Source organism: Sphingobacterium thalpophilum (assembly GCF_038396785.1).
Classification (GTDB): domain Bacteria; phylum Bacteroidota; class Bacteroidia; order Sphingobacteriales; family Sphingobacteriaceae; genus Sphingobacterium; species Sphingobacterium thalpophilum_A.
In genome coordinates this window covers 1,162,219-1,179,819 of record NZ_CP151087.1, presented here as the reverse complement: position 1 = coordinate 1,179,819, position 17,601 = coordinate 1,162,219, and the positions used below count along the sequence as shown (strand labels likewise).

20 protein-coding genes and 1 pseudogene are annotated in these 17,601 nt (G+C 38.4%); 16 read left to right on the top strand and 5 right to left on the bottom strand.

The window, feature by feature from the left end; all coding sequences use genetic code 11:
• The first annotated feature begins 59 nt into the window (after positions 1–59).
• Both AACH28_RS05465 and AACH28_RS05460 read left to right on the top strand, forming a co-directional pair.
• On the top strand, positions 60–533 hold the full coding sequence (locus AACH28_RS05465) for a hypothetical protein (RefSeq protein WP_341832449.1): 474 nt from the start codon (positions 60–62) through the stop codon (positions 531–533).
• A 168-nt stretch (positions 534–701) separates the two neighbouring features.
• Positions 702–1,439, top strand: a complete 738-nt coding sequence (locus tag AACH28_RS05460; protein WP_341832448.1) for an SOS response-associated peptidase family protein — start codon at positions 702–704, stop codon at positions 1,437–1,439.
• A gap of 352 nt (positions 1,440–1,791) precedes the next feature.
• Here AACH28_RS05460 and AACH28_RS05455 read toward each other — a convergent pair whose 3' ends face one another.
• The gene (locus tag AACH28_RS05455) at positions 1,792–2,664 is read right to left on the bottom strand and encodes a M57 family metalloprotease (RefSeq protein WP_341832447.1); all 873 of its coding nucleotides are present in this window, start codon (positions 2,662–2,664) and stop codon (positions 1,792–1,794) included.
• Positions 2,665–2,758: 94 nt separating this feature from the next.
• Between AACH28_RS05455 and AACH28_RS05450 the strand changes: the two genes are divergently transcribed.
• The 7 genes and pseudogenes from AACH28_RS05450 (at position 2,759) to AACH28_RS05420 (ending at position 8,615) form a co-directional block, all read left to right on the top strand.
• Positions 2,759–3,934 (top strand): IS4 family transposase, encoded by a 1,176-nt coding sequence (locus AACH28_RS05450; RefSeq protein ID WP_341832213.1) that lies wholly within the window; start codon positions 2,759–2,761, stop codon positions 3,932–3,934.
• Between the two features lie 309 nt (positions 3,935–4,243).
• Positions 4,244–4,705 carry a DUF4372 domain-containing protein gene (locus AACH28_RS05445; protein WP_341832446.1) on the top strand — a complete coding sequence of 154 codons (462 nt, stop codon included), beginning with the start codon at positions 4,244–4,246 and terminating at the stop codon, positions 4,703–4,705.
• A 37-nt stretch (positions 4,706–4,742) separates the two neighbouring features.
• Complete coding sequence (locus AACH28_RS05440; protein ID WP_149525777.1) at positions 4,743–5,108, top strand: transposase; 366 nt, start codon at positions 4,743–4,745, stop codon at positions 5,106–5,108.
• Positions 5,109–5,223: 115 nt separating this feature from the next.
• Positions 5,224–6,072, top strand: coding sequence for a transposase (locus tag AACH28_RS05435; protein ID WP_341831486.1), 849 nt, complete (start codon positions 5,224–5,226; stop codon positions 6,070–6,072).
• A gap of 35 nt (positions 6,073–6,107) precedes the next feature.
• A pseudogene (locus AACH28_RS05430) lies at positions 6,108–6,848 on the top strand (IS4 family transposase); the annotation flags it as partial.
• Positions 6,849–7,163: 315 nt separating this feature from the next.
• Positions 7,164–7,676 carry a hypothetical protein gene (locus AACH28_RS05425; protein ID WP_341832445.1) on the top strand — a complete coding sequence of 171 codons (513 nt, stop codon included), beginning with the start codon at positions 7,164–7,166 and terminating at the stop codon, positions 7,674–7,676.
• Positions 7,677–7,709: 33 nt separating this feature from the next.
• The gene (locus tag AACH28_RS05420) at positions 7,710–8,615 is read left to right on the top strand and encodes a hypothetical protein (protein WP_341832444.1); all 906 of its coding nucleotides are present in this window, start codon (positions 7,710–7,712) and stop codon (positions 8,613–8,615) included.
• Between the two features lie 31 nt (positions 8,616–8,646).
• Here AACH28_RS05420 and AACH28_RS05415 read toward each other — a convergent pair whose 3' ends face one another.
• Together AACH28_RS05415 and AACH28_RS05410 are read right to left on the bottom strand one after the other, a co-directional pair.
• Entirely contained in the window at positions 8,647–8,832 is a 186-nt protein-coding gene (locus tag AACH28_RS05415; protein WP_341832443.1) for an NUDIX domain-containing protein, read from the bottom strand.
• A gap of 2 nt (positions 8,833–8,834) precedes the next feature.
• Positions 8,835–9,239 (bottom strand): hypothetical protein, encoded by a 405-nt coding sequence (locus AACH28_RS05410; protein ID WP_341832442.1) that lies wholly within the window; start codon positions 9,237–9,239, stop codon positions 8,835–8,837.
• A 174-nt stretch (positions 9,240–9,413) separates the two neighbouring features.
• Between AACH28_RS05410 and AACH28_RS05405 the strand changes: the two genes are divergently transcribed.
• Positions 9,414–9,611 (top strand): hypothetical protein, encoded by a 198-nt coding sequence (locus tag AACH28_RS05405; RefSeq protein WP_341832441.1) that lies wholly within the window; start codon positions 9,414–9,416, stop codon positions 9,609–9,611.
• 329 nt (positions 9,612–9,940) lie between these two features.
• Complete coding sequence (locus AACH28_RS05400; RefSeq protein ID WP_341832440.1) at positions 9,941–10,429, top strand: helix-turn-helix domain-containing protein; 489 nt, start codon at positions 9,941–9,943, stop codon at positions 10,427–10,429.
• On the opposite strand, the gene AACH28_RS05395 is transcribed toward AACH28_RS05400, so the two are convergent.
• Complete coding sequence (locus tag AACH28_RS05395) at positions 10,363–10,692, bottom strand: NUDIX domain-containing protein (protein WP_341832439.1); 330 nt, start codon at positions 10,690–10,692, stop codon at positions 10,363–10,365. The genes AACH28_RS05400 and AACH28_RS05395 overlap by 67 nt on opposite strands.
• A 366-nt stretch (positions 10,693–11,058) precedes the next feature.
• On the opposite strand from AACH28_RS05395, the gene AACH28_RS05390 reads away from it, so the two are divergent.
• On the top strand, positions 11,059–12,018 hold the full coding sequence (locus AACH28_RS05390) for an HNH endonuclease (protein WP_341832438.1): 960 nt from the start codon (positions 11,059–11,061) through the stop codon (positions 12,016–12,018).
• Between the two features lie 5 nt (positions 12,019–12,023).
• Here AACH28_RS05390 and AACH28_RS05385 read toward each other — a convergent pair whose 3' ends face one another.
• Positions 12,024–12,506: a very short patch repair endonuclease gene (locus tag AACH28_RS05385; protein WP_341832437.1), complete on the bottom strand. Its 483-nt coding sequence runs from the start codon at positions 12,504–12,506 to the stop codon at positions 12,024–12,026.
• Positions 12,507–12,818: 312 nt separating this feature from the next.
• Here AACH28_RS05385 and AACH28_RS05380 point away from each other — a divergent pair, with 312 nt between their 5' ends.
• The 4 genes from AACH28_RS05380 (at position 12,819) to AACH28_RS05365 (ending at position 17,499) form a co-directional block, all read left to right on the top strand.
• On the top strand, positions 12,819–13,994 hold the full coding sequence (locus tag AACH28_RS05380; RefSeq protein ID WP_341832226.1) for an IS4 family transposase: 1,176 nt from the start codon (positions 12,819–12,821) through the stop codon (positions 13,992–13,994).
• Between the two features lie 205 nt (positions 13,995–14,199).
• On the top strand, positions 14,200–14,418 hold the full coding sequence (locus AACH28_RS05375) for a helix-turn-helix transcriptional regulator (RefSeq protein ID WP_341832436.1): 219 nt from the start codon (positions 14,200–14,202) through the stop codon (positions 14,416–14,418).
• The gene (locus AACH28_RS05370; protein WP_341832435.1) at positions 14,418–16,064 is read left to right on the top strand and encodes a DNA cytosine methyltransferase; all 1,647 of its coding nucleotides are present in this window, start codon (positions 14,418–14,420) and stop codon (positions 16,062–16,064) included. Before AACH28_RS05375 ends, AACH28_RS05370 begins: the two co-directional genes overlap by 1 nt.
• A complete protein-coding gene (locus AACH28_RS05365) occupies positions 16,039–17,499 on the top strand; it encodes a hypothetical protein (RefSeq protein ID WP_341832434.1) in 1,461 nt (486 codons plus the stop codon). The genes AACH28_RS05370 and AACH28_RS05365 overlap by 26 nt, the downstream gene beginning before the upstream one ends.
• Positions 17,500–17,601 lie beyond the last annotated feature (102 nt).

Here is a 17,601-nt window from a genome sequence, read left to right as displayed (position 1 = left end):
TATATATCAGGGCTGGTTTATTCCGGCCTTTTTTGTGATATAAATCCTATCTTAGTCCTATGCTGTACAATCCCTTTGAACAAGTCACCAAAAGTTCGTTTCGCGAGCTCGTCGAGTCGGGCTATGCCGACTTTGTGCTGCAGCGCTTTGAGTGGCCCGATGTCAAGGAAAAGACAGGCTTTCTGCTCACGCCTTATGATGATAAGGAAGCCGCCGATCAGCATGCCCATCAACTGGGGGCAAAGGAGGGAAGAGCTTTGCAGCTGCCGCAGGATACCGATAAGATCGAAAGCTTGTTGGAAACAGGATCAGGCTATCGGATCTTCCTCAATCGCATCAAGGAGGAGAATTGGGATAAGCGTATGCTTAAGCTCTACGAGAAAAATATTGTCAATTACCTGCGTACCAAGACCAGGTTTCAGCGCAAAAATCCCATTGATATTTTATTCTCCCTAGAATATGGTCGGGTAGTGGCTACCATTACCGATGGGCAGACCAAAAAGAAAGTATTTGCTATCGAGATCCTTCGGTAATCAGATCCTTTCCGTACTGCAAAGAACTATTTTATTAGCTTAGGGTAATCCTTGTTTACAACACAAATTGCGTATATGCGTATCAAAGCCAAACAAAACGGATACCATTAAGTGCTGGGATATTAGCCTCTATACCATATTGAGATTATCAAAAAGACCTTTCCGCAATTGCGGGACGAGCGCCGTCAATTGGATTACAATTATGACTATCTAGAAAACGTTCAAGCTATTACCTTTCCCAAATATCCGATCCTGTATAAGGACAAGGACTCAAGCCAGCTGGCCTTGACCGAGATGGAGTGGGGGGTATTACCTACCTATATTGACGATCCCAAGCTGCAGGCCGATCGCCGGCGCAATATGATCAATGTGCGTAGCGAGCGTATCCTGGAGGATAAAAAATCCTATTGGTATCGCTTGCGCAAGCAACGTTGCCTTACCCCGGTGAGTGGCACCTTTGAGCATCGTGCGGTAAAGGGATTGAAAAAGAAAGTGCCTTATTTCATCGGTGAAGCGGGGAGAGAGCTATTCTATTTACCAGGTTTGTACCAGTGGCATGAGACGGTGGATGAAGATGGCGTGGTTGAACGTGTAGGATCTTTTGGGATGCTTACGCGTGCAGCCAATGAAGTGATGGCCAATATCCATAATGATGGGCCAAATAAACATCGTATGCCTTTGTTCTTGCCTGAGGATCTTGAGCGTCAATGGATCGAGGATATTAACGAAGACGATATGCCACCGATTTTCCTGTTTGAAATGCCCAATGAAAAGTTGAAGCATTATCCAGTGTATACCTTGAGAGGATATCCAAACCGTCCCGATGGAAAGCACCGTTATGAAGCTTTTGATTGGGAGGGATTGCCGCCATTGGGAAGTGATACGGCGCAGACTTCGTTGTTTTAAAATCGGTGTCCAATGGGAAGTTTATTATGCGGAGTGGTTTTAGTTTTCAAGACGTCGTTAGGTATACTTTCTATAACTTATCATTAATGTCTTGAAGAGTTTATAATACTATCTGCTGATACGAATATTCATTGTGAAGAAGAGTGAACATTTTTCTTCCCTGCTGATCTGATAAAAAAAGATGGTGTCAAATGTTTGCCTATAAGGGGCCGAATGCTGAAAAATAGTCGGCTTTTTCGTGTATGAACATAAAGCAATAGTAAATCCGTCATAGCAAAATAACGGAATTACCATTGCTAATAGTTTTTTTGCTAAGCTAATGCTATTTTATCACGATATTCTTAAAGTAAAATTAGCTAGACGTTGTTCCTCTGGTTACGTACTTAATAGCCTGAAGATCTCCATTTGAAAAGCCGTTCCAATGGTAGGTGCATGTGCCACCATTGAATACTGATGAAGGATCAGGATTTGTACTGTTATTATTAGTGAGGGGAACAGTGTATGCTCCTACACCATCACTTGACTCTGCTTCACTTCTTCTCCAGTTTGTATGTCTAAAACCCATCATATGTCCAAATTCATGAGCTATTAGAAAAGTCTTTTGAGAATCGTTAAGTTGGAATCTAAAAATACTTAGGTGGATATTCATAAAGCCACTTATATTTTGATATGCTGAACCGTTTTCATACACAGTAGTTGGAAACTGGGCATATCCACAGGTGTATTCGTCCATATTTCCTTGAATAATACGAATATGCACCCCCTCGTTTGGATTGGTCGTGTAAGTTATTGAATTAAACCCACCAGAGGTGAGGTTGGAGCTCAGATATAAATTTAATGCTGATTTTATTATCTCTCTTTCTGCATAGCTAAAACCGGTTGGAATTGTCGAGCTGGTGGCGTCCTGAATGTAAACTCTTAAATTCATGTTAGCATTACGGATATAAGGGAAATTGCTGGTGGTCGCTTGACGTGCCTTGGTAGCTTTAGAATCAAGTAGTTTAGATTTGAACATTAGGATATCGCCTTCTACAATGAGTGTATCCCCTCGTGTAATAAGACCTTCTGTTTGAAATCCCAAAGCTTTGAGTCCATCCAATACCAATTGAGCAGTATCTTTTTTCGCGATTTCGGATGATGATTTAACTCTTGAATCTTCTTTGCTACAACCTGCAATAAACATCGCTCCCACACATAGTAGGAGAATAGAATTGATTTTTTTCATAATTTGACACTTGCGTCCTAAACGTTTAAAAAATGGCGGTGTTTTGATATAGCGAGATCGCTATATTTAAATCACAAAATTATAACACACCGCCATGATAAATTTAAATGTTTTTAGTCAGATTTTATCTCTTATCGACCGCGAATTATTCAAAGATTTGGTTTCAAAGCACAAAAGTGACAAACATCAGAAAGGGATCAACAGCTGGACGCATCTAGTCAGTATGCTTTTCTGTCATTTTTCCTCGGCAGATTCGGTCCGTGATATTAGTAACGGTCTACGCAGTACCACTGGTAATCTGAACCACTTAGGTGTAGTAAGAGCTCCAAGTAAGTCTAATATATCCTATATCAACACACACCGTACCCATGAACTTTTCAAAGATCTTTATTTCTCTGTTTTGGAAAGGCTTTGGCAAAAGGATACGCATTTTCGCAAAGATCTTGTTCAGCTAAAGCGTAAAGTATATCTGATGGATGCAAGCATCATCCCCTTATGTCTATCTGTATTTGACTGGGCAAAGTTTCGCAGCACCAAAGGTGCCGTAAAGCTGCACACTGTCTTGGATTATGATGGCTGCCTACCTGTTTTTATGCAGATTACCGATGGAAAAGTACATGAGAGCCAGCGAGCCGGTAGTTACAGTTTTTCCAAGGGAAGCGTGGTGGTAGTGGACCGTGGCTACGTGGATTACAGCTGGCTTGGGGATTTGGACAGCAGGGGGTGTTACTTCGTTACCAGGAGTAAAGTTAATATGAAGTACAAGGTTATCAAGTCCTATCAGAGTGAAGCACTCATGGAAAAGGGGATCCTTAAGGATGAGCTCATTGAGCTATCCGGTGCTGCCTGCAATAAATACAACGGCAAGCCGTTACGCCTGATCCACTTTTGGGACAGCACCACTGGCAATGAGTACCACTTTTTGACCAATAATACGAAGTGGAAGGCTTCTTTGGTGGCAAACATCTATAAACAACGCTGGCATATCGAAGTCTTCTTCAAGCATCTAAAGCAGCGCTTAAAAGTATCGACATTCATAGGGACTTCTGAAAATGCAGTGATGATCCAGATCTGGACTTCACTCATTGGCATATTACTGTTAAAATACTTACAAAAAAAGGCCAAATATGACTGGAACCTGTCCAATCTGGTCGCATTCATCAGAATGAATATCTTCGTGAAAATAAACATCTGGCAATGGATAGATGATCCCTTTCTCAGGCCGCCTATAAAAGGAAAAAAGGGACAGCTAAAGATCTTCGCAGATTGAAAAATAGGGGTCAATATCGAAATGATGAAAAAAGCTATGCCTGTACCACAGAAATCCAATCCTAAAATTTATTTAGGACAGATGTGATAATTTGATTATTTCTTTTACTTAGTTTGAAAACAAACTTTCGAAAATATTGTTTTAAATTGAGATAACATTTTTATTCTAAATAAATTTACTTGTTGTATACTATATATTTTAGTATTATTGATGGTTTTTTCTCACTTGCGTCCTAAACGTTTAAAAAGTGGCGGTGTTTGGATATAGCAAAGTTGCTATATTTAAATTGCAAAATTATAACACACCACCATGATAAATTTAAATGTTTTTAGTCAGATTTTATCTCTTATCGACCGCGAATTATTCAAAGATTTCGTTTCAAAGCACAAAAGTGACAAACATCAGAAAGGGATCAACAGCTGGACGCATCTAGTCAGTATGCTTTTCTGTCATTTTTCCTCGGCAGATTCGGTCCGTGATATTAGTAACGGTCTACGCAGTACCACTGGTAATCTGAACCACTTAGGTGTAGTAAGAGCTCCAAGTAAGTCTAATATATCCTATATCAACACACACCGTACCCATGAACTTTTCAAAGATCTTTACTATTCTGTTTTGGATAGGCTTTGGCAAAAGGACACCCATTTTCGCAAAGATCTTGTTCAGCTAAAGCGTAAAGTATATCTGATGGATGCAAGCATCATCCCCTTATGTCTATCTGTATTTGACTGGGCAAAGTTGGATCATGTACAAAAGTTGTGGAGGGGATAAAAAATAATTAGATATTTGTGCTTTGATATTTATACAGATGCACGAATCTTTTAACGCGTTAATGCCCTTAATTATTCCCGAAGGAGTTTCCGATTATTTTGAGATGACCCACTATTCCAAAGAAGAAAAAAGACTGGATATCTTTCTGGAGGAACTCAATAATACACCTGAAGAATATCAAGGCCAGAAGTTGATTTCCAAGGGGTTTTTCGAACCCGTTACCCTTCAAGATTTTCCTATCCGTGGCATGCAGGTCTATCTTCATGTCAAGCGCCGCAGGTGGCTCAACCAGGATACCGATAAAGTAGTCTACAGAAATTGGGAACTAGTAGCCAAAGGGACGCGCATCACACAGGATTTCGCAGCTTTTTTAAAAGGTATCAGCGGACAACCAGGCTCATAGCATTCAGACCATCAGTTCATTCTATGGGATATCAGCCAGTAAACTAAGGAGATACTACCGCAATAAACTGAGCGGTTTCCAGGATTGGGAGCATCGCGAAAATGCGCGAGATGGATTGACCTTCCCACAGAATGTCAGCGGCCATCTTTCTATTGACGAGACCTGCCTATCCCATGGCGAGCTCTATACCGTTGTCACCAATAAAGAAGCACGGGGCAAAAAAGGGACCATTGTAGCCATACTGAACGGGACAAAATCAGAGAACATTATCCCGATCCTTCAAAAGATCCCACAGAGATTACGAAATAAAGTTCAAGAGATAACGCTTGATTTAGCCGGTAATATGGGATTGATAGCCAAAAGATGCTTTCCCAATGCTGTTCAGGTAATAGACCGTTTCCATGTTCAGCAACTTGCTAACGAAGCGCTTCAGGAAATAAGGATAAAGCACCGCTGGCAGGCCATTGACGATGAAAATCAAGCAATTGACCAAGCACGAAAGAATAAGGAAACCTATTTTCCGGAAGTCCTATCCAACAGTGAAACCATCAAACAGTTACTTGCAAGAAGCCGATACCTGCTTTATAAAAGTGAACATAAATGGACTTACGAGCAAAGAGAAAGGGCTGCTGTACTCTTTGAGCGATATCCCGATATTGAAAAGGCGTACAGGCTATCCCAAGAACTCTCTTGGATATTCAACACCACCATAGATAAGATCTACGCCTTTACAAGGTTGGCAAAATGGGCGGATAAAGTGGAACAGGCCGGCTTCAAGTCATTCAACACCGTCTCCAGAACCATAAATATCCATCACAAAAAAATATTGAACTACTTCGACAACAAGAGTACAAATGCTTCAGCAGAATCTTTCAATGCAAAGATAAAAGCTTTCAGAAGTCAGTTTAGAGGTGTAGGTGACATCAATTTCTTCCTGTTCAGATTGACCAAATTATTTGCGTAGTCCACAGGTTTTGAAACTGATCCGCAAAGTTTCGCAGCACCAAAGGTGCCGTAAAGCTGCACACTGTCTTGGATTATGATGGCTGTCTACCTGTTTTTATGCAGATTACCGATGGAAAAGTACATGAGAGCCAGCGAGCCGGTAGTTACAGTTTTTCCAAGGGAAGCGTGGTGGTAGTGGACCGTGGCTACGTGGATTACAGCTGGCTTGGGGATTTGGACAGCAGGGGGTGTTACTTCGTTACCAGGAGTAAAGTTAATATGAAGTACAAGGTTATCAAGTCCTATCAGAGTGAAGCACTCATGGAAAAGGGGATCCTTAAGGATGAGCTCATTGAGCTATCCGGTGCTGCCTGCAATAAATACAACGGCAAGCCGCTACGCCTAGTCCACTTTTGGGACAGCACCACTGGCAATGAGTACCACTTTTTGACCAATAATACGAAGTGGAAGGCTTCTTTGGTGGCAAACATCTATAAACAACGCTGGCATATCGAAGTCTTCTTCAAGCATCTAAAGCAGCGCTTAAAAGTATCGACATTCATAGGGACTTCTGAAAATGCAGTGATGATCCAGATCTGGACTTCACTCATTGGCATATTACTGTTAAAATACTTACAAAAAAAGGCCAAATATGACTGGAACCTGTCCAATCTGGTCGCATTCATCAGAATGAATATCTTCGTGAAAATAAACATCTGGCAATGGATAGATGATCCCTTTCTCAGGCCGCCTATAAAAGGAAAAAAGGGACAGCTAAAGATCTTCGCAGATTGAAAAATAGGGGTCAATATCGAAATGATGAAAAAAGCTATGCCTGTACCACAGAAATCCAATCCTAAAATTTATTTAGGACACATATGGTTTTTTCTTTATTTATGTGTAATAGTTTAATGAGTGTAATTATAACAAAAATAGAGCGGTTTAAATAGGGCTTAAGGCTTATAATTTCAGTAATATTAATAATTAAAACTAAATGAATATAAAAAAATACGGTCTGTTAAAAAAAACAGCAATCCATTGTAGCAAGTTGTTATGTTATAACGTTTAATAACATATAAAAACTATTGGAGTAAAACTAATTTTAAAATTATGAGACTATTTTTTTTATTTACGGCCATTCTGTTGTTTAATGTTTCATGCAAGAAGAATGATGAATATTTTAAATCTGATACAACCCTGAAAGTCTTTATTTCAAATGAAAAGAATGAGGATCTTTTAAATTACAATTCTGATAACTCTAATACGATTGACGCCTCCAAATTAAAGATCATACCTTCCGGGAATAATAATAAAAATCCGTCGCCCGCTGCGGGTAAATTAACTCCGGATATTATCTCACCTAATTATTTTATTATCAAAGAGGAAAGGGGTAGAAAATATTTGCAATTGAATTTCGATCCCGTTTATTCCGAGTCTATTCTGGAAATAGTCTATAATAACGATCTTTCGCCCGATACATTAACTGCTGATTTGATCAATAAAAATGGTAAAATTATATATAATACTATATACCTCAACGGAATAAAGGCATGGGATATAAACACAGATAAAGAACGTTCCATAAAAATACAACGAACAGGTATTCCCCACAGACCGTTATAGATGTCATTACAGTAATTGATAAATAGTATATAAATGTCGTTAAGTTTATTTTGGCATATAAGAATTGCGAAAGCATTTAAATACTTAATAGGAACCATAATTTTACCATTAAATTTATTGGCACAGGCAACTACATCTTTATCTTTAAATAGTGGTGTTGAAAGAAATAGTCTTAGCTGGTCGATTGCCGGAAATGTTGATGGAAAAAGCCCTAACGTTTTATCTGAACTGAAATTTAAAAATTTAACAAGATTTGGGTCTCAGTTAGCAGGCGAAATAGAAATAAGAAAATTAAAATTAGGGGCTGCAATAAGCTTTTATAAGACGCTATACGGGAATGGTACTGATATTGATTATAAAGAGGATGACAGGCAAATTCAGAGCTACAGCCTTGATTTTAAAAGTAATTTCGGGCATTCTGGAAACCTAGGTATTCAAGCAGCTTATAAAACTTTCACCACAAACCATACTTATATTGCGATAGGAGGTAGTTATTCTTACAGAATGGAACAGTATACGCTTCATTCTGATGAACTTACAGACTTAAATAGCAAATATAAAATAAATTTAAATTCTTATGGTCCGTCTGTTCATTTTGGCTATACTCCTTCAAAAAATTTACGTTTAATTTATGTAATTTCCTTTAGTATGTTGAACTACAGTGCCGATGCTGATTGGAACTTGTTCGAAAACTACCAGCATCCAAGAAGTTTCTCACATTCTGCCAACGGATATTCATTTCATAACGTACTGGAGTTTTCCAAAAGCATATATTCTTATTTTGACCTCTTTTTACTCACAGGATTAAGAATTGACAACACAAGAAAAGGAGTAGATCAGCTTTTTTATAAAAGCGGTGCAATTGATATTACTCAATTTAATGGAGCAAATCTTACTGCTTTCAACATAGCTTTGGGCTGTAAGTTTTATTTGAATTAGCGGAAAGGAATAAAATTATCTCAAGGATTAATCATCTGGTAGACTTACCTGTTTCGATCAATTCCCGAAGCAATGATTCTTCATGAGATTCACCATCCTCAACCTTACCGCCAGGGAACTCCCAATAGCCCCCTAAAGACTTTTCAGGTTTCCGTCGACAAATCAGAACAAGATCATCTTTAAATATAATCCCGCAAACAACTTTGATAAGATCCATAGTTATTGAGATTTTATTATCGTTAACTCACCATCATCAAATCCCACCGTTATTGCTATCGCTTGGGCAAAAATTGAAGTTTTGAAATCTTCAGATTTTACATATGTTTGAACTAAACTTTCAGCATATTTTAAAATATCCTGCCAGTCTTTATCTTTTAAAAACTCATTACCGAATGAAAAATATTTCTGTTTAGGCTCAAAGTCGATATTGGTAGCCCAATCGTCATCATTTTTATCGAAAACTTTGGAGCCAGTGAGATACATGGTGAAACCCTCTTCTGACTCGAAAAGCCCGAAATTGAAAGCAATTATTGAGTTATCAATCCCTTCAGTTTTGTTGATGTTATCCACCCATTCGTGAAATCTTTGATCGACTGGTTTAACTTTTTGCAGATAGCTCATCATGGTGCAGTAGGAGTAATGTCGTCAAAAGTAATAATTAATACGTATCTATTCTGGTTTTATTTTCAAGCTGAAAAGATGTTTGAGTGATTTTATCTCATCTCCGATTTGATCTTTGGGCATTGTGTGATCAATATATAAAGAATGAAGCTCCTAACATCCTTTCTTCCATGGTAAATGGGACAAGAGGGAAAAAAATATGGCTTTAAACGATATGATGGAGTCAGTGATGAGTTGCCAATTACATATCTTTATCGTGGCGTAAGTTTTTTAGGGAAGAATGTTAGTGCGGGAGATGTTGGAAATTACTCGGCGGGATTTATTGCAGGCAGAAAGGGTATCTCTTGGGCATCCATCAGGAATAAGTCTTTTTAGACAAAGAACTTTTATGTATGATAAGTAAATAAATGAAAACAATTATTAAAATCATTGGCATTATCGCTCTGTTGCTTGTAGGGTTTGATCAGTCAAGGTCTATATATAGGCTGGATGATAGTCATTACATTACCGTGGATCCTAATACTCTTCTTTTTGCAAATAGGACAAACTGAATATTTTTGATAAGCACATGTATTAATACAAAGTTCTCCTGGAGAGGAATATATTGTGTGAGCTTTTAGCTGTAAATTAGAAGGAAGGATAAAATGTGGAATCATGACATAAAAGTATAATAATAAATTACACATTATTATCCATATATTTGTTTGTTTTCAAAAAGAAATATCGTGGGAAAATCAGTCTTAAAAATTCAAAGATCAGAGGCAGGAGAAATAAAAAAATTATTAAATACAAATGATGCTTACGTTGTCGGCGTAAGACTGTATTTGGTATATCTGGTTGCCTTGGGACATTCAAGCAGACGGCTATCGGAACTCCACAGTATCAGTTTCAAGCAGATAACAAATTGGGTGCACCGATTTGAAAAGGAAGGTATAGAAGGATTAAAAGATAAGAAAGGACGAGGGAGGCGTAGCGGGTTGTCGGAAGAACAGCTGGAAAGAATCAAAGAGCTGGTAATAAAAGAAACGCCATTGAATCATGGATATCAATCAGAAAAGTGGACCGGACCTCTTTTGATACAGTGGATTAAAAGAGAATATGGTTTAGTATATCAAAAGGCGCAAATTTATAACTTGCTAGCCAAGGTTGGAATTATCTTTGAAAAGAAACTTGGCCTAATATCTAAAGTGTAATTATTTATTGTACTTTCACCAAAATTGATGAAGAACCAGTTTATCCGAAATCTACACTCTACCATCGTAAGTGCACTATGAATGCTAATATCAATCTGGAGTTCCTCTTTGATTTCTCTGCGTAGGCATTCTTCTTTAGATTCTCCGGTTTCGATCTTTCCTCCCGGAAACTCCCATTTCAATGGAAGCTTCATCGAAGCCGACCGTTGGCAGATCAGTATTTTATTGGCGTGCTCTATAATCGCACAGGTTACTTGCAGCATAGTGGTTTAAAGTTAATGATTATCTTGTTTGAAGCAATCGGTCGTAAAGAATTGCCCCGTTTTAATTACATCTGTGTAATTAGTTGTTTTTATGTAAGTTTGGACACACCATATTGTGATGACAGGATATAAAGAGCATATCGAAATTATTAGAGAAACTTACGGTACACGGTTTGAAGCCTGGCGAGTGCTCATTGATCCTAAGGAGAAGCTGTATCCAGTTTATTGGAAATGGGACGAAGGTAAATTTGAGAATAGGGAATTTGCTATTGTAACTATGAAACGTCGTTATCCGGCTTTAGAAATTAGGTTTCATCGATCCTGATGTGTTGATGATTTAAAAATGATTTTCTATTTTGTCTCCTTATGAACGAGGATCTGCAAGTTTATCTTAATGCTTTCGCCCGTGTGAAAAGGGCCAATACCAAATATGGATTGGCACCACATAAGCCGATCTTGCTTTTGACCCTGGTCGAACTGATCGACAAAGGTATTGTACTTAACAACCGCTTTGAAGTCAATGTCGATCTTGTCGGGCTCTTTCAGGAAAACTGGCGCCTGCTGGTACGTACATCAAATCAACCCGACTTCACGCAGCCCTTTTATTATTTGCAGTCGGACAAAGCAGCAGGGCAGGGCTTCTGGGCTCTTTATCCAAATCCCGGCTTTCAGATCAATGCGCATATAAAAAGTGTAAGGATCCTTTCGGAGGTAGTAGCCTATGGTGCGTTCGACGATAAGCTGGCTATTTTGCTCAGTGATTCCCTAAGTCGTGCTACAGTTCGGGATCAGCTGCTTTCTATTTACTTTCCGGAGGAGCGGCCAGCATACTATCGTCATAAGGAATTAAATGACGGCTTTTACCATGGGGTGCAGTCTTTGGTGCTGAATGAGCCTGAGGCTCAGTACAAACATATTTCTATTCAGACCGAGGAAGATGTGTTTGTCAGATCCGGACTGTTCAAACGCTATATCCCGCAGCTCTATCAGGATACCTGCGCCATGACAGGCATGCGGATGCGGTCTACTTTCAAATACAATTTTATTGATGCGTGCCATATTGTGCCTTTTGCGGTGACGCATGATGACAAGGTGACGAATGGGATAGCACTATGCCCAAACCTGCACCGTGCATTTGATAGGGGACTGGTCAGTGTTGGAGAGGATTATACCATTATTGTTTCCGCTCATATTGATGAGCTGGCAGATCATCCCTACAGTCTATCAAAATTAAATGGTCTGTCGATTTTGCTTCCTCAGTTACAGCGCTATTATCCATCGCAGGAAAACTTAGCTTGGCATCGTGAAAATGTTTTTAAAGGGTGATATAACTATCTCCAAAGTTTTCTGGTTTCTAAGAAAAGCTCAATCTGATTCAGTACTTTAGGTAGGTTTTTCAGAATATCCTGCGTCCATAACCTGAATACGACATAATCCATGTCCCGCAGGGCTCTATTGACGCGTATATCTTTTTGCATATTACGTTCGATCTTGGGAATCCAAAAGAGGCGGTTGGATTTAATGCGTTCCTTGTTATTTTTCCAATCGAATCCATGCCAGAATTCACCGTCTACAAATATCGCAAGCTTGTATTTTTTAATTACAATGTCGGGAGTGCCAGGGAGGGATTTGTCATGAAGTCGAAAACGGATATTTTTTGACCATAAAGCTTTTCTAAGAACGAGTTCGGGCTTGGAGTTGTGACTCCTGATTTTTGACATGTTGAAGCTACGCTTTGAAGTGGTATAGAAACCAGCAGATTCCTCAAAACGCGGTACATGAATCCTTTCTTTTTCGTCATCATAGTTTTCCATTATTCAAAGTTAGAGATAATGATGCATATTCTTTGATAATTTTAAGTAGACGTTACTATCAAGATTCTGTTCCCAATTCTATGATAGCATATTTTAATTCGATCAAAATGGGTAATGATAATTACTTTTCCTAGACGCTATTGTTATCTTTTATAAAGTGTCTTTTAGTTAGTTATCATTTTTTCATATTTCTTGAAAGTCTTTAATTTACATTGTTGTTTTCTTCACTTGCGTCCTAAACGTTTAAAAAGTGGCGGTGTTTGGATATAGCAAAGTTGCTATATTTAAATTGCAAAATTATAACACACCGCCATGATAAATTTAAATGTTTTTAGTCAGATTTTATCTCTTATCGACCGCGAATTATTCAAAGATTTGGTTTCAAAGCACAAAAGTGACAAACATCAGAAAGGGATCAACAGCTGGACGCATCTAGTCAGTATGCTTTTCTGTCATTTTTCCTCGGCAGATTCGGTTCGTGATATTAGTAACGGTCTACGCAGTACCACTGGTAATCTGAACCACTTAGGTGTAGTAAGAGCTCCAAGTAAGTCTAATATATCCTATATCAACACACACCGTACCCATGAACTTTTCAAAGATCTTTACTATTCTGTTTTGGATAGGCTTTGGCAAAAGGACACCCATTTTCGCAAAGATCTTGTTCAGCTAAAGCGTAAAGTATATCTGATGGATGCAAGCATCATCCCCTTATGTCTATCTGTATTTGACTGGGCAAAGTTTCGCAGCACCAAAGGTGCCGTAAAGCTGCACACTGTCTTGGATTATGATGGCTGCCTACCTGTTTTTATGCAGATTACCGATGGAAAAGTACATGAGAGCCAGCGAGCCGGTAGTTACAGTTTTTCCAAGGGAAGCGTGGTGGTAGTGGACCGTGGCTACGTGGATTACAGCTGGCTTGGGGATTTGGACAGCAGGGGGTGTTACTTCGTTACCAGGAGTAAAGTTAATATGAAGTACAAGGTTATCAAGTCCTATCAGAGTGAAGCACTCATGGAAAAGGGGATCCTTAAGGATGAGCTCATTGAGCTATCCGGTGCTGCCTGCAATAAATACAACGGCAAGCCGCTACGCCTAGTCCACTTTTGGGACAGCACCACTGGCAATGAGTACCACTTTTTGACCAATAATACGAAGTGGAAGGCTTCTTTGGTGGCAAACATCTATAAACAACGCTGGCATATCGAAGTCTTCTTCAAGCATCTAAAGCAGCGCTTAAAAGTATCGACATTCATAGGGACTTCTGAAAATGCAGTGATGATCCAGATCTGGACTTCACTCATTGGCATATTACTGTTAAAATACTTACAAAAAAAGGCCAAATATGACTGGAACCTGTCCAATCTGGTCGCATTCATCAGAATGAATATCTTCGTGAAAATAAACATCTGGCAATGGATAGATGATCCCTTTTTCAGGCCGCCTATAAAAGGAAAAAAGGGACAGCTAAAGATCTTCGCAGATTGAAAAATAGGGGTCAATATCGAAATGATGAAAAAAGCTATGCTTGTACCACAGAAATCGAATCCTAAAATTTATTTAGGACACATATGTGTTTTCTTAATGAAAAAAGATTGTTCGAATTATAATTTAAGTTAAATGATAACGAAAATGTGGTAAAAGTTCACTTATATCCGATTGACTTATAGTCTAAAATTACCGAGTTTGCAATATGGATATTAAAGAGAAGATTGGTAAGCATCTTAAAAAACTAAGAACCAATAAAGGGTTGACACAGGAGAAGTTATCCTATGAGTCTGAAGTGGATAAGACTTATATCAGTGAGGTTGAAAATGGCAAAAGAAACATTTCTGTCATCAATCTCGAAAAATTGATTACTACAATGGGGAGTACTGTAAAAGATTTTTTTAACCACAATGATTTTGCATAATGTCAATTCCAATAATAGATTTATTTGCAGGTCCTGGTGGGCTTGGTGAAGGGTTTTCATCAATATATAATGAAGAGGGGGATAGAGTTTTCCAAATTAAACTTTCGATTGAAAAGGATCCTTATGCTCATCAAACATTAAGACTGAGAAGTTTTTTTAGACAATTTCCTAGAGGCCAAGCTCCCGAAGATTATTATGAATTCGTAAGAGGAGAAATTGATATTAATGAGCTTTATAGAAGATACCCGGAACAATTTACAGAAGCAGATGAAGAAGCATGGTGTGCAACATTGGGTAAAGCTGAAGAAGGAGACCCTTATGCTACTACAAATGAAGAAATTGACAGACGAATCGCTGGAGCATTGAATGGACGTACCGATTGGGTCCTTATTGGTGGGCCTCCCTGCCAAGCTTATTCTTTGGTTGGAAGATCACGTCGGCAAGAGACTGTACTTGATGAAGACAAGGATAAAAGGGTAGGGCTGTACAAAGAGTATCTTCGCATCATAGCCGAGCATAGTCCAGCAGTGTTTGTAATGGAAAATGTCAAAGGCCTACTTTCAGCTAGAACGACAGAAAATAACAGTATCTTTTCTAAAATTCTTACCGATCTAAGGGATCCTACTGTTCCATTTGCAGAAGTAATTGATGAAAATAGAGTGCGTTACATTGTGTATTCTTTATCCACAATGCCGAGGCAAAGAGATTTGCTTAATGGGGAACCTGTATTTAATCCTCAAGATTTTTTAATTAAGTCGGAGAACTATGGTATTCCTCAAAAGAGACATCGTGTCATTTTATTGGGCATACGTAGTGATATAAATATTGAGCCCGACGTACTTGTTCAGCGGGATCTAGTAACATTAAAGGATGTTATTGGTGGGTTACCTAAATTAAGAAGTGGCATTACCAGATCATTTGAATCTACGGAATGGATTGTAGATGAGGAAGGCAAACGCAAAAAGAAAAGAAAATACGCAAAAGTAGCAGATACGTTTGAGACTTGGTCTGACTCTATCTTAGCATTTGATGGTAACTTGAATGGGAATTTAGAAAGCCAAGCTTTAAGAACGAGGTTTGCCCAATCATTAGGTAAAGAGTTCATTAATTCTAACACTTATGATTTAGATACGGAATCACCAGTATACGAATGGTTTTATGATTCAAATTTAGGCGGTATTTCACATCACGTATCTAGAAGTCATTTATTGCAGGATATTTACCGTTATTACTTTGCTGCAAAATTTACACAAGAAAGAGGTACATTTCCGAAAATGCGTGATTATGCGGCAGCAGGCAATGACTTATTGCCAGATCACGAGAATGCAACCTCAGGAAAGTTTAATGATCGGTTTAGAGTCCAGCAACCTGATGATGCTGCGACTACAGTTACCAGCCATATATCTAAGGATGGGCATTATTTTATTCACTATGATCCATTTCAGGCTCGCAGCCTGACAGTACGGGAAGCCGCGCGTATACAGTCATTCCCAGATAATTATTATTTCTATGGTGGAAGGACGCAACAATACCATCAGGTTGGAAACGCAGTACCGCCATATTTGGCTTTTCAGATAGCAGAGGTGGTGGCTCAAGTATTCGCTTTAATACCAGTAGTAAATGATGAACCAATTGGAGAAGTTTAATATAGATGAGGCTGCTTCTGAGGGGATATCATCAGAAGAAATCGTATTGTTTCTCAGCCAGAACACTAATGGATTTATATTTCAGAAAGTTATTGAAAGGGCTCATCATTATTCAGACCTGGCGATTTATTATCTGGAAGCCTCTTATATCTGCGAGAAAATTTCTGCTTTAGGACAAACAAAATCTTTTAAAGTTGATTGGAAAAGCGGATATCATCCAGTTGCGCAATTTATTATAGTACCACAACAGTTAGAAGAATTAAACAAATTAATAGCTGATTTGTGCTATCACTTGTCGGGAGACTATGAGGATGACGACGAACAAATGTTGTGGCTGGATAGAATCGAAGAATACAGAGAACTCATTGGTAAGATAAAACTAAAATTTCCTGAATTAGCTGACGATTATTTTGCAAATCTTATCAACGGTGCATATGGTGAATATGAGTCTAATTATGACGATCCCGAAGAATTTGTCCAGAACCTTTCAAAGCAAGATCCCGAACATATATTTGGTTTCTGGAAATGTATGCATTCCGATACTATACAGCAAGAATTTTATGTCTCAAGTGAATCTTGGATAATACCACCGCAAAGTAGTCTTTCTGAAATTCTAAGTAAGTACTCTTCATTTCACGACGTTAGTTTGACTTTAGGGAACATGTTTTCTCTAAACGGAGGTTATTATGTAATCACTGGCGATTATGTGCTCGAAATTTCATTTCCGGCATTAGCGAAAGCATTTCAGTGCATTAGCAAAGTATTTAATGAAGAAAGAACATTTTATGACCAACATAACTGGCTCTATAATTTCAATATCATTAATGAGGTAAGTTTATCCGATTTCGCAGGCTTCGTGTTGTTCACCTTAAATGGTTATCAAATTATTCTCTGGGATCAGCCAAGATTGAATTTCCACGACATCAATATTTTGAACAGAAATGCAGCGGCTGTTTTCCATACCACCAGCAATTTAATTGGCCTAATTGAAAGCGTAACATGCGATTGGTCGAAAATTAATGATGAATTATTTGAAGAGCTTTGTTATGATTTAGTTTATTATGACCCCAAATTTGATCGAAAAACTATTCGGAAAATGGGTAAATCTCGAAGTCGAGATGGAGGACGTGATATAGTTGTATATACCGCATCACGTTTAGGAAATGCACCAAAGAAGTTTATTTTTCAATGTAAGTTTATTAAAAATGGTAGCTCGCTTTCAGCTTCTAAAGTTTTAGATGTTTCTGATACAATAGACCAATATGATGCAGATGGGTATGGAGTTTTTACAACTGGAGTAATTGACGCTACACTTTTCGATAAGGTCGATGCGATTGCCAAAAGACGTAATTTAGATGTCGTTTTTAATTCAAAATATGAAATAGAAAGAGATCTTGCAAGCTTCCCGCAATTAAAAAATAGATATTTTACTTAGTTATATTGGACAGCAATAGAAAACGTGCACATATCGTTGCATATTATTTGTCACGATTTAATAGAAGAGATATTGAAAATCTTGGATATGGAAGCTTTCGAG